General features: G+C 25.9%; 30 protein-coding genes. 21 read left to right on the plus strand and 9 right to left on the minus strand.

The features are described 5' to 3' along the window. Positions 1-60: 60 nt before the first annotated feature. The 9 genes from AC4CVH_RS15410 (at position 61) to AC4CVH_RS15450 (ending at position 5,461) form a co-directional block, all read left to right on the plus strand. Positions 61-552: a hypothetical protein gene (locus AC4CVH_RS15410; RefSeq protein ID WP_490788616.1), complete on the plus strand. Its 492-nt coding sequence runs from the start codon at positions 61-63 to the stop codon at positions 550-552. 21 nt (positions 553-573) lie between these two features. Continuing rightward, positions 574-1,410, plus strand: a complete 837-nt coding sequence (locus tag AC4CVH_RS15415) for a conjugal transfer protein TrbL family protein (protein WP_490788617.1) — start codon at positions 574-576, stop codon at positions 1,408-1,410. 918 nt (positions 1,411-2,328) lie between these two features. Beyond that, positions 2,329-2,775, plus strand: a complete 447-nt coding sequence (locus tag AC4CVH_RS15420; RefSeq protein WP_490788618.1) for a J domain-containing protein — start codon at positions 2,329-2,331, stop codon at positions 2,773-2,775. A gap of 57 nt (positions 2,776-2,832) precedes the next feature. Continuing rightward, the gene (locus AC4CVH_RS15425; RefSeq protein ID WP_490788619.1) at positions 2,833-3,321 is read left to right on the plus strand and encodes a hypothetical protein; all 489 of its coding nucleotides are present in this window, start codon (positions 2,833-2,835) and stop codon (positions 3,319-3,321) included. A gap of 12 nt (positions 3,322-3,333) precedes the next feature. Continuing rightward, positions 3,334-3,588 (plus strand): hypothetical protein, encoded by a 255-nt coding sequence (locus AC4CVH_RS15430; protein WP_490788620.1) that lies wholly within the window; start codon positions 3,334-3,336, stop codon positions 3,586-3,588. A 130-nt stretch (positions 3,589-3,718) separates the two neighbouring features. Continuing rightward, positions 3,719-3,874, plus strand: a complete 156-nt coding sequence (locus AC4CVH_RS15435; RefSeq protein WP_490788621.1) for a hypothetical protein — start codon at positions 3,719-3,721, stop codon at positions 3,872-3,874. Between the two features lie 20 nt (positions 3,875-3,894). After that, complete coding sequence (locus tag AC4CVH_RS15440) at positions 3,895-4,080, plus strand: hypothetical protein (RefSeq protein WP_490788622.1); 186 nt, start codon at positions 3,895-3,897, stop codon at positions 4,078-4,080. 126 nt (positions 4,081-4,206) lie between these two features. Next, positions 4,207-4,683, plus strand: a complete 477-nt coding sequence (locus AC4CVH_RS15445; protein WP_490788623.1) for a hypothetical protein — start codon at positions 4,207-4,209, stop codon at positions 4,681-4,683. Positions 4,684-4,882: 199 nt separating this feature from the next. Beyond that, complete coding sequence (locus AC4CVH_RS15450) at positions 4,883-5,461, plus strand: tyrosine-type recombinase/integrase (RefSeq protein ID WP_490788624.1); 579 nt, start codon at positions 4,883-4,885, stop codon at positions 5,459-5,461. Here the strand turns inward: AC4CVH_RS15450 and AC4CVH_RS15455 are convergent. Both AC4CVH_RS15455 and AC4CVH_RS15460 read right to left on the minus strand, forming a co-directional pair. Beyond that, positions 5,458-5,772 (minus strand): hypothetical protein, encoded by a 315-nt coding sequence (locus AC4CVH_RS15455; protein ID WP_490788625.1) that lies wholly within the window; start codon positions 5,770-5,772, stop codon positions 5,458-5,460. The genes AC4CVH_RS15450 and AC4CVH_RS15455 overlap by 4 nt on opposite strands. A 24-nt stretch (positions 5,773-5,796) precedes the next feature. Further along, entirely contained in the window at positions 5,797-6,735 is a 939-nt protein-coding gene (locus AC4CVH_RS15460; RefSeq protein ID WP_490788626.1) for a PBECR4 domain-containing protein, read from the minus strand. 436 nt (positions 6,736-7,171) lie between these two features. Here AC4CVH_RS15460 and AC4CVH_RS15465 point away from each other — a divergent pair, with 436 nt between their 5' ends. Further along, positions 7,172-7,471, plus strand: a complete 300-nt coding sequence (locus AC4CVH_RS15465) for a type II toxin-antitoxin system Phd/YefM family antitoxin (RefSeq protein WP_490788627.1) — start codon at positions 7,172-7,174, stop codon at positions 7,469-7,471. Further along, on the plus strand, positions 7,464-7,835 hold the full coding sequence (locus AC4CVH_RS15470) for a type II toxin-antitoxin system RelE family toxin (RefSeq protein ID WP_490788628.1): 372 nt from the start codon (positions 7,464-7,466) through the stop codon (positions 7,833-7,835). The genes AC4CVH_RS15465 and AC4CVH_RS15470 overlap by 8 nt, the downstream gene beginning before the upstream one ends. A gap of 54 nt (positions 7,836-7,889) precedes the next feature. Here AC4CVH_RS15470 and AC4CVH_RS15475 read toward each other — a convergent pair whose 3' ends face one another. The 4 genes from AC4CVH_RS15475 to AC4CVH_RS15490 all read right to left on the minus strand — a co-directional run bounded on the left by AC4CVH_RS15475 (position 7,890) and on the right by AC4CVH_RS15490 (position 11,890). Further along, positions 7,890-9,224 carry an insulinase family protein gene (locus tag AC4CVH_RS15475; protein WP_490788651.1) on the minus strand — a complete coding sequence of 445 codons (1,335 nt, stop codon included), beginning with the start codon at positions 9,222-9,224 and terminating at the stop codon, positions 7,890-7,892. Positions 9,225-9,301: 77 nt separating this feature from the next. Beyond that, the gene (locus AC4CVH_RS15480; RefSeq protein ID WP_490788629.1) at positions 9,302-9,916 is read right to left on the minus strand and encodes a VanZ family protein; all 615 of its coding nucleotides are present in this window, start codon (positions 9,914-9,916) and stop codon (positions 9,302-9,304) included. Positions 9,917-10,027: 111 nt separating this feature from the next. Next, positions 10,028-10,234, minus strand: coding sequence for an Apre_1838 family putative sactipeptide bacteriocin (locus AC4CVH_RS15485; protein ID WP_490788630.1), 207 nt, complete (start codon positions 10,232-10,234; stop codon positions 10,028-10,030). A 69-nt stretch (positions 10,235-10,303) separates the two neighbouring features. Further along, a complete protein-coding gene (locus AC4CVH_RS15490; RefSeq protein WP_490788631.1) occupies positions 10,304-11,890 on the minus strand; it encodes a radical SAM protein in 1,587 nt (528 codons plus the stop codon). A 299-nt stretch (positions 11,891-12,189) separates the two neighbouring features. Between AC4CVH_RS15490 and AC4CVH_RS15495 the strand changes: the two genes are divergently transcribed. The 5 genes from AC4CVH_RS15495 (at position 12,190) to AC4CVH_RS15515 (ending at position 19,319) form a co-directional block, all read left to right on the plus strand. Beyond that, complete coding sequence (locus AC4CVH_RS15495; protein WP_490788632.1) at positions 12,190-13,848, plus strand: ABC transporter transmembrane domain-containing protein; 1,659 nt, start codon at positions 12,190-12,192, stop codon at positions 13,846-13,848. 1,212 nt (positions 13,849-15,060) lie between these two features. Beyond that, positions 15,061-17,145: a type IA DNA topoisomerase gene (locus tag AC4CVH_RS15500; protein ID WP_490788633.1), complete on the plus strand. Its 2,085-nt coding sequence runs from the start codon at positions 15,061-15,063 to the stop codon at positions 17,143-17,145. 153 nt (positions 17,146-17,298) lie between these two features. Further along, positions 17,299-17,880, plus strand: a complete 582-nt coding sequence (locus AC4CVH_RS15505) for a hypothetical protein (protein WP_490788634.1) — start codon at positions 17,299-17,301, stop codon at positions 17,878-17,880. A 199-nt stretch (positions 17,881-18,079) separates the two neighbouring features. Beyond that, positions 18,080-18,985, plus strand: coding sequence for a ParM/StbA family protein (locus AC4CVH_RS15510; RefSeq protein WP_490788635.1), 906 nt, complete (start codon positions 18,080-18,082; stop codon positions 18,983-18,985). Further along, entirely contained in the window at positions 18,975-19,319 is a 345-nt protein-coding gene (locus AC4CVH_RS15515) for a hypothetical protein (RefSeq protein ID WP_490788636.1), read from the plus strand. The genes AC4CVH_RS15510 and AC4CVH_RS15515 overlap by 11 nt, the downstream gene beginning before the upstream one ends. A gap of 2 nt (positions 19,320-19,321) precedes the next feature. On the opposite strand, the gene AC4CVH_RS15520 is transcribed toward AC4CVH_RS15515, so the two are convergent. Together AC4CVH_RS15520 and AC4CVH_RS15525 are read right to left on the minus strand one after the other, a co-directional pair. Further along, positions 19,322-19,582, minus strand: coding sequence for a hypothetical protein (locus AC4CVH_RS15520; RefSeq protein ID WP_490788637.1), 261 nt, complete (start codon positions 19,580-19,582; stop codon positions 19,322-19,324). A gap of 1 nt (position 19,583) precedes the next feature. Next, on the minus strand, positions 19,584-19,802 hold the full coding sequence (locus tag AC4CVH_RS15525; protein WP_490788638.1) for a hypothetical protein: 219 nt from the start codon (positions 19,800-19,802) through the stop codon (positions 19,584-19,586). A 261-nt stretch (positions 19,803-20,063) separates the two neighbouring features. Here AC4CVH_RS15525 and mobQ point away from each other — a divergent pair, with 261 nt between their 5' ends. Next, positions 20,064-22,079 carry a MobQ family relaxase gene (gene mobQ, locus AC4CVH_RS15530; RefSeq protein WP_490788639.1) on the plus strand — a complete coding sequence of 672 codons (2,016 nt, stop codon included), beginning with the start codon at positions 20,064-20,066 and terminating at the stop codon, positions 22,077-22,079. A 29-nt stretch (positions 22,080-22,108) separates the two neighbouring features. Beyond that, a complete protein-coding gene (locus AC4CVH_RS15535) occupies positions 22,109-23,212 on the plus strand; it encodes a hypothetical protein (protein WP_490788640.1) in 1,104 nt (367 codons plus the stop codon). A gap of 1 nt (position 23,213) precedes the next feature. On the opposite strand, the gene AC4CVH_RS15540 is transcribed toward AC4CVH_RS15535, so the two are convergent. Next, complete coding sequence (locus AC4CVH_RS15540; RefSeq protein WP_490788641.1) at positions 23,214-23,381, minus strand: ribbon-helix-helix domain-containing protein; 168 nt, start codon at positions 23,379-23,381, stop codon at positions 23,214-23,216. Positions 23,382-23,534: 153 nt separating this feature from the next. Here AC4CVH_RS15540 and AC4CVH_RS15545 point away from each other — a divergent pair, with 153 nt between their 5' ends. From AC4CVH_RS15545 to trsD, 3 genes are read left to right on the plus strand one after another with little or no spacing between them, the layout of a single operon-like run. Then, complete coding sequence (locus tag AC4CVH_RS15545; protein ID WP_490788642.1) at positions 23,535-23,867, plus strand: CagC family type IV secretion system protein; 333 nt, start codon at positions 23,535-23,537, stop codon at positions 23,865-23,867. Between the two features lie 14 nt (positions 23,868-23,881). Beyond that, positions 23,882-24,283, plus strand: a complete 402-nt coding sequence (locus AC4CVH_RS15550) for a hypothetical protein (protein ID WP_490788643.1) — start codon at positions 23,882-23,884, stop codon at positions 24,281-24,283. Then, positions 24,283-24,891: a TrsD/TraD family conjugative transfer protein gene (trsD, locus tag AC4CVH_RS15555; RefSeq protein ID WP_490788644.1), complete on the plus strand. Its 609-nt coding sequence runs from the start codon at positions 24,283-24,285 to the stop codon at positions 24,889-24,891. Before AC4CVH_RS15550 ends, trsD begins: the two co-directional genes overlap by 1 nt. The last annotated feature ends 11 nt before the right edge of the window (positions 24,892-24,902 follow it).

Genomic DNA, 24,902 nt, shown 5'->3' on the forward strand with positions numbered 1-24,902 from the left:
AAAGATAAGGCAGCAGCAAAAAATTTTTTTGCAAATAGGAATTAGATTGGAGGAAGTCAAATGAAAATAAAAAATAAATTATTAGTAATTATGTTAATTACCTTTTTAGGTATTACACTTGTTGGATGTGGTTTCAATGCGGATAAAGCCAAAACGGACAGTAGACAGCAGCTAGAAAGTTTTTTAAAGTTATATAAAAATAAGACAGTTATCATGAAAGCTACAAGTGATGGAAATATAGATAAGCAAAAGTTAAAACAATATGTAGATAAAAATTTTAAAAATTACTTTACAAAGAATTTTCTAAATGATACTAAAAATCAGATTGAAAGTAGAGATTTACAGAACGGGAAGACATTCTATATTTTCTCGGAGTCACCAATTTCAAATATAATTTTTAGAAACAATTATTTAATTGATAGTCCAGTAGTAAATAAAGACAATGAAACTGTTGAATATAAACTAAAAGGTAATGATTTATTTGCAGAGTCTACTGTAGACATAATTATGAAACAAGAAGATGGAAAATGGAAGATAGATAAAGCAAATTAAAAAAGGAGGTAATTAAAGTAGATGTTTGACATAGGTGAAATTATAAATAAATATATTGGAGACTGTATAAAAAGCTTTTTAAATAGTACTTTTAAAGCTATTTCAAAAGTTCTGTTTGAACCAGGTGCTATGCCAGATTTTTTTAATATACTTTATAATATATTTATAGGTATGGGAGCAACAGTAATGACTATAATTGTACTTTATAAAATAATAGAGTATATGTTGCAGACTTCAACCGGTACGAATGATACACCACTTTCAGAAATACTTATGCGTACAGTAAAAGCATCTGCAATGATAGTTATAGCACCAGTATTGTTAAAAATTTTAGTTGGAAAAATAGCATATCCTCTTGGAGATTGGATGTTTAATCAAATTGCGAAAAATGCTTCTTCATCAGCAATGAACTTTTTAAGTAGTGGTACTATAGGGGGAATATTAGGTAATGGTATAGTACTTTTGACTGTACTTGGATTCGTAACTGTCGCGGTAATAGTTTTCTTTATTAAAATGTGTGTATATCATGCAGAATTAATAATATATCAGATAGGATCAGTATGGGCTGCTATATCTATAGTTTCAGATAGCATGGACATAATGACCGAATGGTGGAAAGGGCTTATAATAATGATAGTATCTATTCTAACTCAAACAGCTCTAATAGTAGGTGTAACTGAAATTTTTGTTCATACTGCAACATGGTATAATTTCATGCTCCTGATTGGCTTTTGTTATCTAATTATAAAAGGCCCTGATTTACTAAAAAGAATGTGGTACGGAACAGGTACAAGTCGAGGATTTATGCATTTGCTAGCAGAAAGATTTGTTTTAAGAGCAGGAAAAAGTAGGGGTTAATAAAAATCCTGCTTTTTGTTTCGATAGTATATTTAAAAAAATTAGTTTAAAAATAAATTATCGTAAATTATAATAATTTATTTTTTTATTTTGAAGTTTTTAACCGTTCCCCTTATTTACAAAGTTTATCAAAAAAAGGAGATTGTCAAGGGTTTGCTTTGCCAAATGAAAAAATTTTTAAAAAGAACCTTAAAATTTTTTCATTTGCCCTTGACAATCTCTCTTTGTTTTTTGATTTAGAGTAGTTAAGGGGAAAAAGGTATAAATATATATGAATACATATAATTACATGATTTTTACAAAAGACAAGCGTTGAATTTGGCCTTTAATGACCTTGAAAAATAAAATTGGTATAATTGTATTTTTCAAGTATAAAATGGCTGTAATGGCTTCTATTTCTCATATAAGTATATAGATATTTTTTATACTAATTCATTCCTATTTTTTATCTTTTTTTCATAAATTTCATTAAAACTATTGACAATGGAGTACAAATGGAGTACAATATAATTGTAGTAAGAAAGGAGGTGAAAAAAGTTGGTAATCCTAGGAGTGATAAAAGACTTAATTACAATTACGGCTGGAATTTTAAGCTCCTGGAAAACTTTATTAGAAATTAAGAAATTAAAAGGTTCCAAGGGAAAACCTCGGAACCGCCACCGTAAATAATTTCTAATTAAAGTTTGTAATTGTAGCGGGTACAAGGTATTCCAGTACTTTGTACCTTCTACATACATTTTACCATAGCAGTTATGAAAATAAAAGATACATTTTTATTAGTTTTCACGATTTGGATTTTAACAGTAGATACAAATGACAGACTTAAATATTTAGTTTTTACAATTTTCATAATCTGGTTAGTACTTAAAATTATTAAATTTAGAATTTCAAAAAAGGGAAATTAGGAGGTATTTAAAAATGAAAAATTATTTTGAAAACATAAAAACAATTCAGGAATTAAAAGAACAGTATAGAAAGTTGGCTTTGAAGTATCACCCTGACATGGGCGGAACTAATGAGGAAATGGCAGAAATAAATAATCAATATGATAACTTATTTAAAAAGTTAAGGGAAGAGAAACAAGAAAGCACCATTGATGATGGATTCAAAGAGATTATAAATAAAATCATAAATTTGAATGTAAAAATTGAAATTTGTGGCTCATGGATATGGGTTTCCGGAAGCACAAAACAGTATAAAGAAGAATTGAAAAAGGCTGGCTTTTGGTGGGCAAGGAAAAAAGAAATGTGGTACTGGCATACTAAAGAGGATAAAAAAAGGAGAAGGGGGACAATGAGTATCCAGGAGATAAGAGAAAAATATGGTACTAAAACAATTAATAATACAGTGAAGGTTATAGCATAAAAATTAAATTGTATAGGGCTTAATTTAAGCCCTATACAATGAATAGGAGGTTTTAAAGTGCGTGAGTATGAAATTAATATAAATGAATATAACAGGTTGATTTTACACATAGAAAAAACTTTTAAATTAGATATAGAAAAAATGAGTATATATAAAACCTTAATAAATGGCTTAAAATCTTATGAAAATAAGGTTATTAATAAGAGAATAGAAAAAATAGTCCAGGAGTTATTTAAAAATTATGGTGTAAGCTATTATAAAAATTATGGGTGGTATGAGCTGTATATATCAAGTCAAAAGCCTTGTAGACACTTTGAAATACCTTTAGCACCTAAAGAAGAAAAAAGTAAAAATACTAGATTTAAGGTTGATTATTTAAAAGGAAATTTAAAAAAACTTGAGGAAAAACATAAAAAAGATATTTTGAATTCTAAAAATATAGCTGAAATAGTAGGTCAGTATAATATAGCTTTAAAGTATTTCAGATCAGCAGCAGAAAAATTGAGAGACATTCCATCATGGTATTCATTTAATAGATTTGATTAGGGGGAAAATAAAATGGTAGAAAATATTATAGATATTGAAAAATTAAAAAGAAATTTGTTAGAAAAAAATATTGATGATAAAAATGGATTGTATAATACTAATTTAAAAATTAGTGACTTGATAAAAATAGTTCGAAAAGAAGATGAAAACCTGGCTTTAGATATAGAAAACAGCGTAATTGATTATGTTTATAAAGTAGCATCTGAATTTTATAACATTGGATTTGATGATGCCAGACTGGTTTTAAAGCAGTTGGCCAATATATAAATAGTATATTTTTATTGAAGATATATTTTAAGCATAGAATAAAATCTATGCTTAAAATATAAAAAATATTGATAAAAAAGTACATATGGGGTACAGTGTAATTATATAAGAAATATTTTGGAGGGATTATATGTTAAAAAATCCAAGGTTTCAAGTTAGAGATACTGAAGATGAGCTGAAAAGACTTGATGAAGCAATTAAAAAGTTAGGGTATAAGGATAGGGCTGATTGGTATAGAGAGATGAAAAGAAATACGATTAGACAAGCTAATTCAGATCAAAAATAATTTTGTAAAGGAGTTTTTATTTGAAAAAGGATAGTACATTTAATGATAATGAATTATTTGATATAGAACTGTTTGATATTATGTATAATGTTGCGTTGGAACAGATGAATAATAATTTTAGAGATATTGAGGTATTTTTAAAGTTAAAATCTATGTTTGGAGAGGAAAAAGCAAGATGGTTTATTGATACATGGGAAAAGATTTAAAATAAGGGAATAATGTAGCATAGAATGGCTATTTGAGCCATTAAAATGTGTTAATAAATTATAATAAATCATGATAATTTATTTAAAGGTGATTTTATAAATAATTATGAAATGGAGGGGAATTCTGTGCATTTGGATCAGATTGAAAATATATATAAATCTAATGGCTTAAAAGATTTTAAGTTAAGAGGCACTGATGATTTACTAAAAGTTCATGGTGTGGATTATAAAAATACTGACGGATATAATAGACTTGATGATTTAAATAGAACTTTTTATAAAAAGTTTATAGTTAAATTTTTTAATGCTAATTTTTTAGAAACGAGATCTAATATAGTTCCTGCAAATATTAATTTTGTAGAGGAAATATTACATCTAGGTAAGGAAAATATTGAAGATGATGAGTTCATACCTTTGGGTGGAACGGTTAATATTATTTGTAGGAATGGTTTAAAGATGGTAATGCATACGTGGAGAGATAAAGAGTATAAACACCTTGATATTTTGGAAAATGAAATAAGTACCTATTTAAGGTTTGAATATAAAATAAACGACAAAAAAGAATGGTTACATGTAATCGAAAAAGGCGAAGAATGGTATTAGTAGAATTGTTATATAATAACAATGTCTATTTGTGAATTCTACACAATTAGTATTGTGTGGAACTAATTAAACAGACGTAAAGTATTGATATATAAGACTTTATGTCTGTTTTTTATATTTTAAAATCTCTAATTGTATTTTTTAGTTACACATATTATAATAAACATAGATAATAAGTGTAATTAATTCGGAGGTAAAAATGGAAAGAGTAGAACCGATTCGATCAGTTAAAAAGATAAATGATTTAAAGAAATATCTTTTAGGTGCTGGTAACATGAGAAATTATGCTTTGATAGTTTTAGGATTAAATTCAGCACTCCGAATTTCAGATATTTTAAATTTAACTTGGGGAAATGTATTTGACTTTGAAGAAAATGAGTTTAAAACTCATGTCTATATTAAAGAGAAAAAAACAGGTAAAAATAAGAAATTCCTTCTTAATCAAAATGCCACAGGAGCTATTTTAAAGCTAAAAAGAAAGTTTGCACATATAAATATATCAGATTATATTTTTAAGAGCCGAGAAGGGCAAAATAAGCCAATAACAAGATATATGGCCATTAAAATTATAAAATCATCCTGCGAAGCAGTTGGAATTAAAGAACATGTTGGCTGCCATTCCCTACGTAAAACTTTTGGATACCACAGTTGGAAAAAAGGTGTGCCTATTCCGGTGCTGATGGAACTCTATAATCATAGTAATCAAGCTATAACTAAGCTTTATCTAGGAATTAGCCAGGACGATATAGATGATGTATACCGCCTTGTGGAACTTTAGTAATCATCACCTAATGCACGATAATCACCTAATTTTTTATCTGTTGGGGCTTCACACTCATGCTCTTCACAAAACCATGTACCACCTATATTTGTGAGATCTTTTATATTATAAGCAACATCTGGACATAAACGACATCTAGCATAACCACCATCTTCAGCAGTATTAAAAAGTTCACTTTTCCTTAAATGTTTTTCACAAATATATTTGTTTGTTAGATCATCTTCGTCATAATAGGTTTTAGTACCTCTTTTACAAATATGATATAAATTTTCAGTCTCTTTACATCCAGGTATACAACACTTTTTCATTAATAATCCCTCCATAATAATTTATTATTTAGGATGAAATTTATTTAATAATGATCTTATTTCACTTGGTAGATAATCTTTCATTGAATTGTCAATATTTTCTATTAAGTATTTTTTTTGCTCATTATTCCAAATATATGCGTTTTCTATATAAGGAGTATATACTGCTTTAACTTCATCTAATCTTAGTAAATTAAAATGCCTTTCTATGCTATTTAATTCTTGTATATTATCATCTAATTTTAATAATTTTTGAATATCAAATTTTGATAAATTATCTACATTGTAATTATATTTAGATGATAATTTATTTAATGCTTTATAATGTGAATTCTTTGAAGCTTTTATTTGTTTTCTAACATTATCCCAATAAATTTTAAAAGTAATATGTTTATGTTTATTTATCATATAAAAAGAAGTGGGGTATACAAACTCTTGATTCTTTATATAATCGTCATTATTCCTTACAAAAAAAGTATTTGGATAATTATTAGAATTTTTAGTAGTAAAACCTATACCAAAATGAGCATATTCATTTTGAGTGATATTAGGCATAGTCAGAAATAAATAATCTACTTTATCTAATTTAGTAATAAAATTATTAACCTTAGAAGGATTAAATTTAATAATTTTATTACTATTTAAAATCTGTAGAATTTTACTAGAACTAAAATAATTTAATTTAGTTTTTAGAATTTCCTGAAAATACTTACTAGATTCAAAATCACTTGTATTAATGGTATTATATTTAATACCTTTGTATATTTCTTGAGCTGATACTTGTCCATTTTTATATTTTAGTAATATTGGAATATCGACTAATTTATTAAGCCCTATTAAATGGGGAAGATTGTTTGTTCTAAATTCAAAGTTAATAACATCTTTATTGGATAAAGGTATTATTAACTTTGTTTTAACCAAGTTTTCATAATCTAATATTATATTGTTAAAATTTATAACCATTTATTCTCCTCAAAAGTAGAATAACTCCTTAATATAATCAAGGAGTTATTCTGGCATTTTGTTTTTTCCTTATGATAACATAATATCATAAGTAAGATGTCACTGGATCACGCCTAACTCAGTAGAAGACCTCAGCTAACAATTCCATCAATCTCGAAAGCTTCAACGGCCAAAAATAAAATTGTTTCCGAAGAACACAACTTTATACATATACAAAGCTAGTAATTATTCTATTACACTATTATTATATCATAAATTAAACAAAAAGATACAATAAAAAATTTTATTGTAATATAATTTTTACTTTGCCTTGGTTACATGGATACTCCCATTACTTCTAATTAAATTGTAAAGTTTTTGTATTAAATAATATATAGACAAATATTACGTAATATATTATAATAAATTTAGAGTAATATATAATGGAGGTGTTAAAATGAGTATCACTATGGATAACAAACTTAAAATTACCAAAGATCAGATAGTAAAGTCTTCTATAGTTTCTAAAAGACTAGGTCAATATAGAAAAAAAGCAAAAGAGAACCCAATATATATATCTGACAATGGTAATATTGATACAGTGATTGTATCATATGAGCAGTTTGAGAGAATGTATGAGAGACTTACAGAATTAGAGGGCAAAGAGGAAGAAAAAATATTACTTGATAGAATTAATCAAGTTGAAAAACACCCTGAATTATCTGCTAAATGGAAGGATATAAGGCGTGATGAGTGATAAAAAATTTGAAATAATTCTTGCTGAAGGAGTAATAAAAGAATATAAAAAGCTGGATAATTCGATAATCGGCATAGTTAATAAAGCAATAGATGAACTAGAATATAGAGCTGATGAAGTGGGTAAACCACTTAAAGGTAACTTATATGGCTGTAAAGAAAAGAAATTAAGAAATGAAGGAATACGAATAATATTTAGGATTGTAGGCAAGAGAGTTGATGTTCTCCGTATAGTTTATGTATTGGCCATAGAAAAAAGGGAAAGAAACACCGTATTTAAAGTAGCGAGTAAAAGAAAAAATATAGAAGATTTACAAGGAACTAATACAAATAATTGGGAAAATATTAGTAAAAATAAAAAATAATCTACAGTAGATGTTATCTACTGTAGATTATTTTTTATTGAAATTTAAAAAAATTTAATTTTTATGACTACTAATTTGGAATATTAATTTATTAGAATTTATGAATAATTGTAATAGATTTTTTTTAATGTCATTGAACCTTATTGAATTTAGACGAATTAATAAATCATTGTTATTATATATTATTTTATCATAAAGAAATACATCAATAACCTGATTTAAGTATTGCTCATCTTTAATTGTATCGCTCTCAAAAAGTTTTTTGTAATTATTCACAATATTAATAAATATTATCATAGTGTCATCTTTTTCAAGTATTAAAAATATTTGTTTTTTAATATTTTTAATTGTATGTTTTAAATTTTCAATATAACGACTACTTTTTAAAACAAGGTGAATAAATCTTCCATTAAATGAAAATTGATTTATTTCTGTATATATGTCATAAATTGATTTGAATTTGAAAGTTTTCAAAATTTCTTCAAATAAAGTTATTGTAATAGTTTCAAGTAACTCAAATCTAATAATACTATTTTTATCTTTATTATTTTGATTGTTTGGAATAAATATATGAATAAGATATTCGTATGTATTTGAAACAATTTCTCGATAGTAAAATTTTTTACTAAATTTTTTTGTGTTTTTATCAAAATTTTTATTTGTATAATCTATATTTAATTTATTAAGACTAGAAAAAGTATCTCTTATTTTATTATTTAATAGTTTAGTGTTAGAATTACTTATAGCTATGATAGCCGAATCATTGGTAATGTAATACTTGTTAAAATACCTTATTATATCGTCATAATTAATATCATTTATAGAGTTAATTGTACCTATTGGCATGTATTTAGAGAGATTCGATAATCTTAGAACGTCTTCATACATTATAAAATTTGAATTCAATACATTATTATATTCTTTAATAATATCTTTTCTGATTATTTTAATATAATTAGGTAACAAATACTTTCCATATAATATGTTTTTGAATACATTTAAAGCAAATTCAATGTTACTTGTTGTATTTTCACAAGTTAATATAAATACTGTTTTATCAAGGCTAGTTATACCCTTTACTTTATAATTATACTTATCAATATATTTATTTAAACGATCAAATATTAAACTCATATGTTCAATGAAATGAGCTAATCCAGGTTTAATACCATCTGATAAAGAACCGTGTTTTATAACTAATGCAAAATAATTAATATTATTATATAATGATTTTTTATCGTTAATATAACATGATATACCATTTAATAATTTGAAGTTGTTATTAATGTTTAAACCTTCTTTCTTTTGATACTTTAGTTTGGTAACATTTATGGAACTGAAATTTATTAAAAATCTTCTATAATTTAAACGATTAAAGAATTGTTTGATAAAATCTTGTTATTCAAACTAAAATTTTCAATGTGGAATTTATGGTTTTTGTTGGCTGTATCTCGATAAATAATCAATCAAAAAATATATGAATTAAAAAAGAAAAAATTTCCTAAAAATGAACATAATAAATAAAAGATTAATTCATGATTAATTACAGAGTTATTTTTTTGTATAATATTATTTTTGCTTTTAAATGTATGTTTATTAATTATATAATATAGTAACCACCCTATAAATGCACCTATAATATTCATAATTAAATCGTTTATATCAGTACATCTATGGTTAAAAAGTTGGCTTAATTCAATTATAATAGAAAAAATGAAACTAGTAAGTAGTATTTTTTTCAATGAGTTGTAATAGGGCCATATAAATGATACCAGAAATCCAAATGGTATAAACATAATAATATTTAAAGCCGATGAAAAAATACTTGCATTAATTAGTGGAATGATATTTATTTCATTGATCCTAATAATAGTTTCATATCTACCTATATCGTATACAGTACCTATCCCAGTAACAATATAAATTAGTGAAACATATAATAAAAATATATAAATATAAATATTTTTTTCTATAATGTTAAAATTAGCATATATTTTTTTAGTATGTATTGCAATTATATGAAATATAATACATGGTACAAATGTACAAAGAAAATTGTATAATAAGAAAAATATTATCATATGTATATTCCTTTCTTAGATAGTAAATACTTTTAATAGAAAGACAGTAAATGTTTTAAAATATATTTAAAAACATTTACTGTTAAATAATTTTAGAATTATAATGTAGAATTAAGATGCTCTTGCTGTTCCTACTGCAACTCCAGAATTGGCATCATGATTAAATGGTAAACATGAACAACCACAATGCCCGCAAGCATCAACTGTTCCACGTGTGGAAGAAAATCCTAAGCCAGTAGCACACATACAAGCTTGTATTTCATAATTTGCTTCTGCATCTGTTTCTACTTTTCTCCCAATTGGATTTATAACCTTCATGTATCTCACCTTCTTTCTTTGGTAATATCTATAATATAATGATTGTGATATTGCAATCATTATATTTACTTAGTCAATAGTGATATCATTTAAGTATTTAAGACTATTCGGGTCATTTTCTAATAATTGGTGATAATCACATAGAGTTCTTTCTAAATTTAATCTTTCGTATCTGCATTCTAGTTTCTTTATGTCAATATCTATTCCGTTTTTTTCAAAACATTGTGCATAACATATTCCACAAAGATATACAGCCCAGCAGTTACCACAGTCAGGAATTGATTTTTTCATATAGTCTTGAATATAGTATTTTTTTATTATATTTATATCTACTCCACTATCTACGTTTCCAATTATAGGGGAATGTCCAATTCTTTCGCATATTTTGTAATTACCAATTGTAGATACAAATAATCTTCTACTCCCGGGAATGCAGCACCCATTGAATTTATATCTTGGAATTGGTTTGCTAAATAATGGTCTTTTATGAATCTTTACTAGCTTATTTGTTAAACTATAATAGGTGAATAAGTCTTTAAAATTTTTATTATTATTTTCTATTGTTTTATATTTGTTTTCAGCCCAGGTTATTAATGGAGATAATTCTTTTATATTTTTTGATTTGAGTTCATTAGATATATTTTCAATTTCTTTTTTATTTTTAACTTGTCCATATTCAACGTAATTGTACATTACTCTAATATTAGGTAGATATGTATGAAAAAAATTTTGCATACGATCAAATTTTTGATTATTAAAAGGTGGACAAATTACCGAATTAATTAATAATGAATCTCGGGCCTTTTCCTTATAGGCAAGTTTAAGATTTTTCAAACCATGCATGGTTTGGTCAAATGAACCTTCACCAAGAATTGTTTTACGGTGTTCATTATGAATTTGTTTATCACCATCGATACTGCAAACTATTGAAAAATGTGGAATTGATGAAAAAAATTCAGCTCTTTCTTTAGTCATTAATGTTAAGTTACTAGTTAATGAATAATATGTAATTTCTTTAGGCCTAAATTTTTGTATATACTCTACACATTGTTTAATAAGATTAAAATTTAACAGAGGTTCTCCTCCATAAAAAGTAAAATATGCACGCTTATCATTTGCATGTGCTAGTGCATAATCTATTGCTTTTTTTGCAACATCAAAATTCATATCCTTATTACCAAATTTACGAAATTTATTATTCATGTCTTGATAAATACAATAAGTACACCTTAAATTGCATTTCTCTGTTACTTCTAAACATAATTGACTTAAGTCATATTTTATATAATTTTCTAATTTATTTCCTACATGTGCTCCTGAAAATGAATGTAATGGATAAGCTTGCAATATATTTTCATTTTCTACAGCTTGTTTAATAGAGGATAATGCTTTATAGAGTTCTTTATTATTAATTTTTAAATATTGAATGGAGTCAAAATTATTTGATTCTGTTAGAATTTTTAATATAGAGTATACATTTTTTTCACATTGCAATACTTTTCCGGTACCCATATCGTAAAAATAATAATTTTGTTCTGTCTTAAATGTTTTACCTAACCTTTTATAAGAATTATGTCCTTTTAACGATTCAAAAAAATGTTTAAATTCTTTATATTTAGTAATATAGCTTGTTTCAGTACATTCATTATATCTCAAATTATCACTACCTTTCTATAATATTGCTATTAGAGTAGTATTTTATAAAAATGAAAAATTATCTCTATATATTATATTTTAATATATAGAGATATAAAGTCAACATATAAATACTAATTATGAATTATATTACATTAAATTAAAAAATAGTTAATTTACATACATTTATATATTATATAGACTTTTTCTTTTTTTAATATTATTATAAAATAGTAATATATATTGTATAAATGTATTTATTTGTATCTTATATTCTAATATTAAAATATAAGAAGAAAAAATAAGAAGGTAGTTATAATATGGATTTATTTAAGAATTATGTAAAAAAACATTTAATATATTTTTTGAGTATAATTATTTTAACTATTAGTACATCTTTAATAGATATACCATTACCATATATCTCTAAAATTTTAACAGATAATGTAATATTAAAACATAATTATTATTACCTTCCCAAATTAATATTAATTTTTAGCGCAATAATTATTTTACATTTTTTGCTTGGATTAATTAGTGTAAAACTTAATGCTAATTTTTTTCAAAATTTTGCCAATCAATTACGGGAATCCATATACTCAAATATTGTGATACATAAAATTAATAGTAAAGTTAATTTTGGAAAATTACAAACAGTTGTATTAAATGATGTTGAATTATTGACATCAAACTTTATGAATATAACTTCTATCTTTTTTGGAAATGTAACATTATTAATTGGCTACATTGCAGTTTTATTTTTCATAAATGTAAAATTAACAATAATTTGTTTATCTTTTATTCCAATTTATTTAATATGGATCACTTTTGTAAGTAATAAACTTAAAATTTTAAATAAAGAATATCAAATATCAAAAGATAATTTGTTAAAAACATTAAATATTACAATAAATAATTTATTAGTAATAAAAATATATAATTATTTTAAAACAAGAATATTGACATTTCATAATAATGTTAAAGATAATGGTAATTTAAATAAGAACATTATGATATATCAGTATTGTATAGGAATAGTATCAAGTAGTATTATTACATTAGCTACATTTTTGCCTTTATTTCTAGGAGTTTTAAGTATTAAATCTGGTGAAATAACTATTGGAGATTTAATAGCTTTTTATTCATATTGTGGTCTATTATTTTCTCCAGTAACTTCTATTATAGGACTGATAACTATATTAAAAACATCACAGGTATACAATAATCGTGTACAATCACTATTGAATAATAATGATGTTGAGTATAATAATGCTATAGCTAAAGTGTGTTATAATTCAGACTACATTTTAAAGATAAATAACTATTCACTATTTACCGATAAAAAATTATTACTTGAAAATGTAGAGTTTATGGTATATCCTGGACAAACTATTTTACTTACTGGAAATAATGGTGTCGGTAAGAGCCTTTTTTTTAAATCTATTATACAATTGTATAATTCATATGAAGGCGAGATAATTTATGGAATAAAGAATATAAGGAATTGCTCATTTGAAGCAATATCAAAAAAAATTATATATATAAATAACGAACAAAATATGGTTTTAAATTCTTTAGAAGAAGAATTATTGTATAATTCTTTAGTAAATGAAGAGGAAATGAGTGAAATTATAAAATATGTTGGATTAGATAATAGAATTGCTGCACTTCCAAATGGTATAAATACTAAAATAGAAATAGTTCAAGAACAATTTAGTACTGGAGAAATGCAAAGATTTCGAATAGCTAGAGCATTAACTAGGAAACCTGAAATTATTTTATTGGATGAAATTTTTTCAAACATCGATAAACGACAAGTTATAGAAATAATTAAAAATATACGAAATGCGTTTCCTAGAATATCTATAGTTTTGATAGAACATCATATAAGTGTCAATTTAAATATAGATTTAATATTTCGAATAGAAAATAAAAAGATTATACAAATTGATCCAAAGAGTTATTATATAAGACAATAGTTGAAAAGTTGTTGATATTATGAGTAATTTGTTATAAAATAGATTTATCGAAAAGAAATGTAAAAGTAAATAAATAGGCCACAGGTTTAAGAAATATTGGAAGTATTTCTTAAACACTCGATAATGGTTATTCGCTCTAACCATCAGGAGTACTTCTGTAACCTAATTTATTACTATTATTCATAGTAATATTTTAGCACACGAATGTACTAATTTCAATAGAAATGATAGGTAATTGCAGATAATTGTTATCGCAGTTACCTTTTTTAATTTCTTTTATTTTTACTTTTGTTTTTGATAGTTCTTTTAAATGATACGCTAAAAATGTTGAACTAAAAAAAGAATACTGAACATTTAATTTCCTTTAAGTATTCAATTTCCAAAAAAATACTTAAAAAGGAAGCGTATTAAAGTCAGCCTTTTTTTAAGTATTTTTATTATAACATATTTAGATAAAATTTAAACCCATTTTTCAAAAAAATTTTACTGTATTTAGAGTTAAATAAATTATCATAATTTATTTTAATTTATTTAGCTGTGAGTATATGAATAAAAAGGTCGTATATCACCTCTATGGTATATAGTGGACAGCCCTATAAACACTTTAAACAAGGTCAGGTTAGTTCAGCCAATGCAGAAAATGAACCTCTGTACAAAATGTCTAGTCCCTATTTTTAGATGTACAGGTGCGAGAGTGGTGACAACTTAAAGGTCAGGTGTGGGAGTTCCAGGGTGCTAATGTGCCGGGAACTATAAGCAGATAAAGAAGCAGTAGGATGGAACCGTACTGTAGAAAGCTTATAGGTGTTATACATAACAAATAGGGTGCAAGACGGTGACGGTGACGGTGATATACTGTTCTATCGAATAGCAGTTATTTCCTTATGTCAGACTTATTGTCTGATATAAAGGGAACAACTGCATCTGGCTCCTGCTCTGACTCTACCTGTTCTATCATAAGATCTAACGAAAAGCAACTTCTAATTAAAAAAGTTTTTTAATTAGAAGGGAAAAGTAAGAAGGTTTTATCTGTAGACCAACTGGAATGACGGAAGGCGTCAACGTAGGTACGGAGTTGACAAGGTGTCCGTCATGTAAGGCGGTAGTACTAGGGGTTTGGGGAGTGTAGCTCCCCATTATGTATTTACTTGTTTTTACTTTTTATGTTAAAATAAATTATGATAATTAATAATGATTAAAAGGGGTGTTTTTTTGAAACTTATAATAGCTGAAAAACCTAGTTTGGCTATTAATGTAGTAAAAAGTATTGGATCTATGAGTAAACATGATGGATATTTTGAGAGTAGTGATTTTATTGTTACTTTTGCTTTTGGACATTTATTGAGGTTGTATGATGTAGATGATTATTTTGACAGGGAAAGGATTAAATGGAATCTCGATGAATTGCCTTTTGTTCCTACTAATTTTAAATTTAAAATCAGGGATGATAAAGAAGTAAAAAAGCAATTTAATATTATTAAAAGTTTAATTGAAAGGAGAGAAGTTAGCGAGATTATAAATTGTGGTGACGCTGATCGTGAGGGTGAAGTTATTGTAAATAATATAATTAATCGAGTTTTTAAAGAAGAAAATTTTAATAAACCAGTAAAAAGGTTGTGGCTTCCAGAGCAGACAACTCAAACTATCAGGTATGAGTTGCAAGATTTAAAAGATGATGGCCAATACAGAAATTTATACAATGAAGGCCTTGCAAGGACATATCTTGATTGGACATATGGAATAAATTTAACCAGGTATATTAGTTTAAAGTGTAAATCTTTTTTACCTGTTGGACGTGTACTTATACCAATAGTTAAGTTTATTTATGATAGGGATAAAGCAATAGAAAACTTTAAGCCTGAAACTTTTTTTGAAATTGGAGCGTTAATTAAAAAAGAAAATATTGAAATAAAAACAAAGTTAAAAGATAGACATTTTGCGGCAGACGAAAGAGAGAAAGCCCAGGATCTATTAAATAGATTAAAAGGTAAAAAAGCTGTAGTTAGTAAAGTTGAGAAAAAAGAAGTAAAAAAGCAGCCACCTAAACTTTTTTCTCTTGATACCTTGCAAAATAAGATGTTTAAAGAATATAAAATGTCTCTTGATGATACTTTAAAACATTTGCAAAAATTATATGAAAATGGTTTTACCACGTACCCGCGTACTAATACAGAGTATTTAGCAGATACAGAAAAAGAAAAAATAAAAAAAGTAATTGCAGCAGTGAAAGAAAAATTTAACGTTGATATAGATTTTAAAGATAAAAAATCTATATTTAACAGCAGCAAAGTTGAGAGTCACAGTGCAATTACACCTACAATTAAAATCCCTGATGAAAAGGAGCTTCCGCAGGGACAACGCGAGGTATACATGGCAATAAAAAATAGGTTTATGAGTAACTTTCTGAATCAGGAAGCAATAATTGAAGAAACTAAGGTACTCATAACTATAGAATATGAAGTTATAGAGCTTAAAGGAAATATAATTAAACAGGAAGGATTTTTCAAGTATGAGAATGTGAAAAAAGAAAATGAGCTTCCTGAATTTACAGAGGGTGAGAAGCTCGACACAAAACTTTCAGTAGATGAGAAACAAACTCAAAAACCAAACAGAGTAACGGAATCAGAGCTTAATAATTTTCTTAAAAATCCTTTCAAGAAAAGTGAAGTCGAAGAATTAGAAAATAATAATGATGATAACGAATATAAATTGATACTTGAAGGTTGTGAAATAGGTACAGTTGCAACCAGAGCCGGAATTTTAAAAAATGCAAAAAAATATGAGTATATAAAAGAAGTTAAGGGACATCTTGAATGTGAGAGTAAGGGAATAAAGCTTATAGAGGCTCTTGAAAAACTGAATATTGATTTAGATAAGGAAAAGACCGTTGAATTCGGAAAAGAACTTAAAAATGTATATAAAGGTAATTTAAATATTGGAAGCATAATAGATAAAATTAAAATTGAACTGGACAATATAATTTCCAAAGGCAACGAAATTAAAATTGACAAGATAGAGAGTAAAGGGCATGAAAATTTAGGGGTATGTCCTGTGTGTGGCCAGGGTAAAATTATAGTTGGTAAAAAAGGATATGGCTGTAGCAGGTGGAAGGAAGGTTGTAAATTCTTTATAGGTAAACAAATAGCTGGAAAAAATATAACTGAATCTATGGTTAAAAAATTAATAAATGGCAGAAGTACAGGAATCTTAAAGGGATTTAAAAGCAAAAAAGGGAAAAGTTTTGATGCTGCATTAATATTGAAAGACGGGAAAATTACTTTTGATTTTAAGGGTTAATTATCATAATTTATTATAATTACTTATGTAAAATATAAAAATTATTTTATTTTAAGTAATTATTTTTTTATTATTAAAGGAAATTTGTGTAAAATATAGAATAGTATAATTCATAGTAAATTATCATAATTACTTTTTTAAGAGGGTGACTATATGGACAAACTTGATATAAGTGAACTTATAAATATTGCTAAGTCTATTAATGAGAATATTATCAAAAATAAAGATAGAAAAGAAAAAATAACTACTGATAAGTTTATAATGGACAAGTTTAATATAAGTAGAAAAAATTATTCTAAACTTATAAAAAATACATCTATAAAATATAACCGTAGTACGCATATGTATGATATTCCTAAAAAAATAAATGATAATAATTTATCGTCATTTATTAGTGATGAAGTTAATAAGAAAAAGGCTAATTCTGTAGTAAGTAATGACGATAATTTATCAGTAATTACAGAGCAAAAAATTAAAAAAGTCATTGAAAAAGAATATCCTGAATTATTAAAAATAATAGATCTATATAAGAAAAATAAAATTAATTTTAATCAAGAAGAAAGTAAAAAAATAGATATACATAGGCCTGAATTACAGGGAGAATTATTTAGTAAATCTTTTAAAACTTATAAGGGTGTATTAGATGATTTTGTGAATTTTTGCTCTGGCAGAGTTGAAAAACAAAGAGATTTAGTTGCAGTAGCGTTGTTGGAATTTATGGAAAAATATAAATGATATACATTTTATATAATATATATATCATTTATATTAAGTCAATATTTCGTAATACTTTTTATATAAAAAGTATTACGAAATATTGACTTAATTAAGAAAAAATTATATAATTAGTATATAAAAAGTAATACATATTAATTATAGATATAAATTATATATATAATGTATTACAATAAAATAAAAGAAGGAGTAATAAAAAATGGTAAATTTGGGAGTGGATTTAGGAAACGGATATGTGAAATTTAAAAATCAAAAATTTGCTAGTAGAATTAGGTTAGGTAGAGTTGCAAACTTTGGTAAAAAGAGAGAAGAAATATATCCAGTAAATTATAATGGTATTGATTATGTTGTAGGAGATGGCGAGCATTTTACTACCGGCAATAGATATTTTACAGATGATTATAAGATATGTTTATTAACTGCCATTGCTTTAAGTAGTAAAGACCCTGCTATAGAAGTTAATGTTTGTGTAGGGCTTCCCATTGTAAAATATATGAGTGAAATTAAAGATAAGTTCGAGAAATATTTAAATACTATGGGAGTTCAAAAGATAAAAATTAATAATGAAGAAAAGATAATAAACATAAAAAAAGCTGTAGTTTTTGTTGAAGGAGCCTTGGTTGTTTTAACTAAAGATAATCAAACAATATTGACAATAGATATAGGAGCAGGTACAGTAAATATAATTCAATGGGAAAACCAAGAGCCTGTAAAATTTGATACTAAAGATAAATCTTTTTATAATCTTTATGCTAAAATTGCAAAACATATAAAAGATACAGGCAGAGGAAATGTAACAAGTGAATATATAGAAAAACATTTAGGTGAAGATGAAATAGTTATTAATCAAAAGAAGGTTGATATTAGAGATACACATAAAATTATAGAGAAGCATGTTACAGAATTAGCTTCTGAAATAGAAAGTTATTTTGATATTTCTAATGTATCCAAAATTAAATTAATGGGTGGAGGTGCATTACCTACTTTTAAGTATTGGAAGAATATATATAATGATGGAGTTGAATTAGTTGATGATAGTCAATTTGTTAATTCAAAAATTTATGATAAAGTGTTAGAAATGAGTGCTATTGAAGATGAAAAATAAAACAGATGATAGAAAGATTAAGCCAGTTTCTTTCAATCTAAGAAATAAAAAAGACCGTGATATTCTGAATTATTGTGATAGTTTGGGAGAAAGTTTTAGTGCGTATGTTAAAGAACTAATATATAAAGAAATGTATAAGGATAAAACTACATCGGATATTGTGAATGCTATAAATAATATTGCTAAAATTTTAGAAAATAAAAATATAAAAATTGATGAAACTGCAATAAGTAGAGATTTAAAAGAAAGTAGCAAAAAATTGAGTGATGAAGATAAAGAAAGTAAAGATATAATTTCAAATATTTTAAATATGGGTGGAAAGAATAAAGATTAAAGTTAATCTTTATTCTTTTTATTTACAAGGGAATACTTTTCGGGGGCGTGTTCTTTTATATAGTTTGCAAACATGGAAAATAGAGCTTCTCTATCCTCTATAGATAAGTGTTCTATATTAAAGTATTTTTCTGCTAAAGCTCCAGTCTGAATTAAGCGTCTTGTTCTTTTTTTACGTTCTTCATAACTAACTGATTTACTTAGAGCTTTCTTTTTATCCTCTAAATATTTAATCTTTAAATCCAATTTTTTGATATCATTCATACTAAACCGTTGAATCCGAATTTACATTATCGGATTTATTATCTTTGTTAGGATTATTTTTATCTATTAGTTCAAAAATATTTTTAGTTGAATAATCAGATAAGCCCCAAGATTTTATTATATAAGTTCCTACATCTTTTTCTCTTTTGGAAATTAATTCAGCTTTTTTCTTTTTAAGTTTTTCAATTTTAGCTTCAATATCATCTATTTTATTTGTCATATAAATACCTCCTTTAATATTGTATCCATTGTAATTATTATATCATTTATTCCATAAAAATCAAATAATCATATTGATTGGTAAATTTGGTAGTGTTATAATTGAGATGCAAGGTTTTAGTTATCCCGAGTTTGTGAAGGGCGCACTTATATACCACAAGTGGTATATGCGAAATTTTTACAAAAAAATTTATTAAAATGATAGCAAAACGCTTTTGCGTTTTGAGCATTAATAAATTAATGAAATGAAAGGAGGAGCGTTATGGCGATATATCATTTTTCAGGTCAAGTAATAAGTAGAATAAACAAGCAAGGTAGACAACGTTCGGCTGTTGCCTGTGCTGCTTATAGAAGTGGTGAAAAGCTATATGATGAAAGAAGTCAAAGTAATAAGTTTTATAAAAGAGAAGTTAAGCCTGTAACAATGATATTAGTTCCAAAAAACGCTCCTGAATGGGCTAGTAATAGACAAAAGCTATGGAATGAAGTTGAGAAAAAAGAAAAACAATATAATTCACAATTAGCTAGGGAGTTTAATATTGCACTTCCAAAAGAATTAAATGATGAAGAACAGGAAAAACTTACTTATGATTATTGTAAAAAAATTTTTGTTGATGAAGGTATGGTAGCTGATATTGCTATTCATAGAGATAACGAAGAGAATCCTCACTTTCATGTAATGCTTACGATAAGACCATTTAAAAATAATGGGGAATGGGGAAATAAGCAAAGAAAAGAAAAAATAATTGATAAAAATGGTAAAGTCAAATATAAAGCTATCCATACAACAGATTGGAATGATAGAAATAAAATGAAGGAATGGCGTAAGTCATGGGAAGATTTTTCAAATCGTGCTTTGAAAAGTAAAGGTATTTCTATAAGTTGCAAAAGTAATAAGGATTTAGGAAAAGAAACTAAGCCTACAATACATGAAGGATACGCAGCAAGGAATATGAGTAAAAAAGGCAAAGTATCTGATAGAGTAAGTTGCAATAAAAAAGTAAGAGAATATAACAGAACTGTAATAGAGTTAAATAAATATAAGCAGGAAAAGAAACGAAATTTAAATAATAAAAAATTCTATTCCTGCTTGACTAGAGATGAAGTTAAAAATTTAAGTAAAATTGCAAAACATTTAAAGATGTATGTAAATATAGATACTATCAGTAAGAGGAAAGAACAACTTAAAAATTGGAATAAGTCTTTAAAATTTAGGGATGATACATTAGACAAAATCAAAATCTTAAATAGAATAGAGAAGGAAGAAATTTTTATTTCTACAGCTGAAAATATTCTTGAAAATAGGGCAGACAGATTTATAAGTAGGTACTATAAAGATTTAAATATAGATAAATTAAATAAGTATGAAAAAATATATTTAGTTGATACAACTTTGAAAGAAAATAAAATACTTGATGAAAGAGAAATTGAACAAGTTAAAATATATGCTGAAAATGATATGCTTGAAGATCATTTGAAAGATATTTTAAATGATAGGATTAGATTTTCATTATCTATTAAAAATAATATAGGTCATTTAGAAAAACTATTTAATGAATATAAGGAAAAATATAATATTGATTTTACTAAACCGGAGACAACTAAAAATGTACCTGACAGAGTTTTAGATAAAATGGAATTGATATTTAACAATACTGAAAAACTTCAAAAATCTATGGATATAATGAATAAAATCTATGATAATCAGTTAGAGAAAATGTACCCTGAATGGGAAAATAGAACAAAGCTAACTATACAAGAAAAAGAAATTTTTATAATGAGTAGAGAATACTTTGAAAAAACATTGGAGCCAAAGGACTTTGAAAATCCGCCAAGAAAATATGGTAAAGAAGAACAAAATGAGATACTTGATTTAATTAAAAATGATAGAAGGACTTTAAAACAAAAATATCCTAACTTTAAATTAAATAATAAGGCATTTGTATATATGTTTTATTGCGAATGTGCTTCTCATATCAATGAAATAAATAATGAAAGCAGAGAGAATATAGATGAGTATTTCAGCAAAGATAACTATTTGAAAAAATTTAAAGATTATGGATCTAATGATAAGGATAATTACAGTGATGAATTTAATAAGAAAATACGTGAATATAAGCAAAATACTAATAGCTTTAGACATAGTAATTTATTATTTGATGCTTTGAAAATTCTAATAGGCGGGGCTGATAGGCGGATTAATAAGAATAATCTTGAGCTTGAAAAACAAATGAAACGTAAGAGACAGAAAAAGAGGAAACGTAATATAAGTTTGTAAAAATATTTTATATAAAGGGGGGCTTAATCATGCAGGACATAGATGAGTTAAATAAAAAGAAAAAAGATGATAGCAACAGTGATGCTACTGAAAATGATAATAGTTCTAGTGGTAGGGCTTTACGTGCTATTCAGCAACTTAGAATGTATCAGGAAAAAGCCAGACAGGATAGAAATTTAATTTATGAGAGGGAAAGACAAAGAAATCTTGAGGAAGATCTAAAGGAAGCTAATAAAATAAAAGATTTAAAACAGAGGAACGAATCTGTAAAACTTATTGAATATGAATCCACTTATGAATTAATGAAATTTGAGAAAAAAGAGATATTCAATAAAAAAGGTAAGCTATTAAAAAAATTTAATATAGATGATAGATCATCTATTGATTTAAAAGAAGATGATGGCGAGTATTTTTTGGAGTACCATGATGAGGAAGGAAAAGAGCCTTATGCAATTACTAAGGACTTTAAAACTAAAGATGAAGCAATAAAGAGTTTGTTCGGAACATCTGAATATGAAATTTTAAGGGACAGGACATTATTTAAATTAGATAAAGTTACTTGTATCTATTTAAAAGATAATAAAGATAAAATCAGGCTAAATTCATTTAAAACAGGTAATTTAAAATTTAATACCACTGATATTAATAATGCTAGAAGAAAAATTTTATTAGAAAGTCTTGAGAATAAACCTTCTGTAAGAAAACAGTTAATAGATAAAACACTTAAACATTTTGATGTAGAATCTAAAGGCCTTGATTTTAAGATTACAGACAATATAAACAAAGCTAAGGAAAAAATTACTAATAATTTGCAAAATAATGAAAGAATAAATAAGATTAAAACAGAAGTAAAGAATGATAGTCATTCATTCCTGGAAGGATTTTTAGGATTTTATGGAATCCAGTTAAATAAAAGGCTTGATGAAACTAGACAACCTTTTGAGATTGTTGATAGTAGAAAAGGATATTCAATAGGTAAATGTAATAGAAAGGGAGAGTTAAAAAAGGTTTCTCCATACTTCAAGCAAGAGGAGGCTGTCAGAAATTTAAATGAATTAAATAATTATATTGAGATGAAAAAGAAAAGAGAAATAAGTAAAAATTTGGAATTAAAAAATGGAAAGGTAAAATAGATTACTTTTTACTGTATTCGTCAAGAAGCAAAACTATGGCTTTGTCCAACAGCTTTGATATTGGTATCATTGTTTCTTTGGACAAGTTAGTTAGCTTTTCATATAAATTCTTATCTATAGCATTAGAAATTTTTACTCTATTTACAAGACCATATTTTTTAGAATCCATAATATCACCTCAAAAAAATTGTATCATTGATTGCAATTAATTGCAATCAATTTAAAAAAGCAATAAACTACTTGCAATTACAATAAACTAATTGCAAGTAGAAGAAACTAATGGTAAAATAAAATTAGATAGATAAATATGGGAGGTAAAGAAATGAAAGGGAAAATAATGAAATGCTTAGTTTCAGCTTACACAGCAGTCTTACTATTAGATAATACAGGATTAGTAAAAGCTGCATCAGACGCAGGAGAAGTACAAAGTAAGCTGAATCAGGGACTTACATCAATCAAAGTTGTTATAACATCTATTATTGCAATAGTCGGAATTATAGCAGCTGCAAAAATAGTTATAGCAAAACTGCCAAGTTTGGATGATCCTAATATGAAAAACGAAATGTGGAGGGGTATTGGAATGGTAGCTGCTGCTGTTGCCGCAGGTGGAGCTTTAACATGGCTCATTCCTTGGATTTATGGATTGTTTCAATAAGGAAGTGGTGAAAAATGAGAGTTAGTGAAGAAGATATAAAGAAAGTCATTTTTGAAATGTTTAATGAAGATGGAGAAGAAAGAGAAGGTAAAAAATTTGTTTTCCCGAGAAATGTGGAAAGTGGTTACAACTTAATACCAGGACTTACAGGTATGGACGCAATTAAATATATTTCCATACCTGCTTTAGTTTCTATATTAATACTTGTTATACCACCTTATAGTGTACTTGCATTATGGATTATAAAAATAATACTTGTAATAATTTTCATAACTTGTGGTTTTATCCTTGCTATTGCAAGACCAGTTAAGTACCGGGATAATATAAGACTTATTGAACATTTAAAAACTATTTTAAGCTTCTATAGTAGACAAAAACTATTTTTCTTAAAACCCAAAAAAAGAGGTGATAGGTAATGCAGAAAAATAAAAAACAAACTCAAACAGCAGAAAAATTCATACAAGATGAAAGCCCAATAGAAGGTGTATATGAAGATTATGTATATTTAAAGGATAATAGTCTTATTTCAATGATTAAAGTTGAGGGAATTAACTTAGATCTCCTTGCACAGTATGAACAAAATGTATTATTTGAAGATTATGCTTCCTTCTTAGGCCAGAACAAAGAAGACAATCCACAGATAGTTTCTATGACAATACCACTGGATATGAAAAATTATAATCTATATTGGAAAAAAAGGTATTTAGAAGCTAAAGCAAATAACCCTAATAAACATTTATTACAACTTATTGCTTCATACTGCTTAGAATATCAAAATATGGAGCTTTCGAGTGATTTAACTACAAAACAGCACTTAATAGTTCTAAGTGAAAAACTTAAAAAAAGAACTATTGAAGAATTGAAATTTGCTGAAAAAAATCTAACTGAAAAGGTTAAAAAAGTTCAAAACTCTTTGAATACGCTTTTAGAATCTTACGACGCAGAAACTACTGTATTAAATGCAAAGGATATTATAGTTGCATTGCACAGATTTATAGATTTTAAGAATTCAATTTATGTTTAGTAAGGAGTGAT

The organism is Clostridium pabulibutyricum, assembly GCF_058242705.1.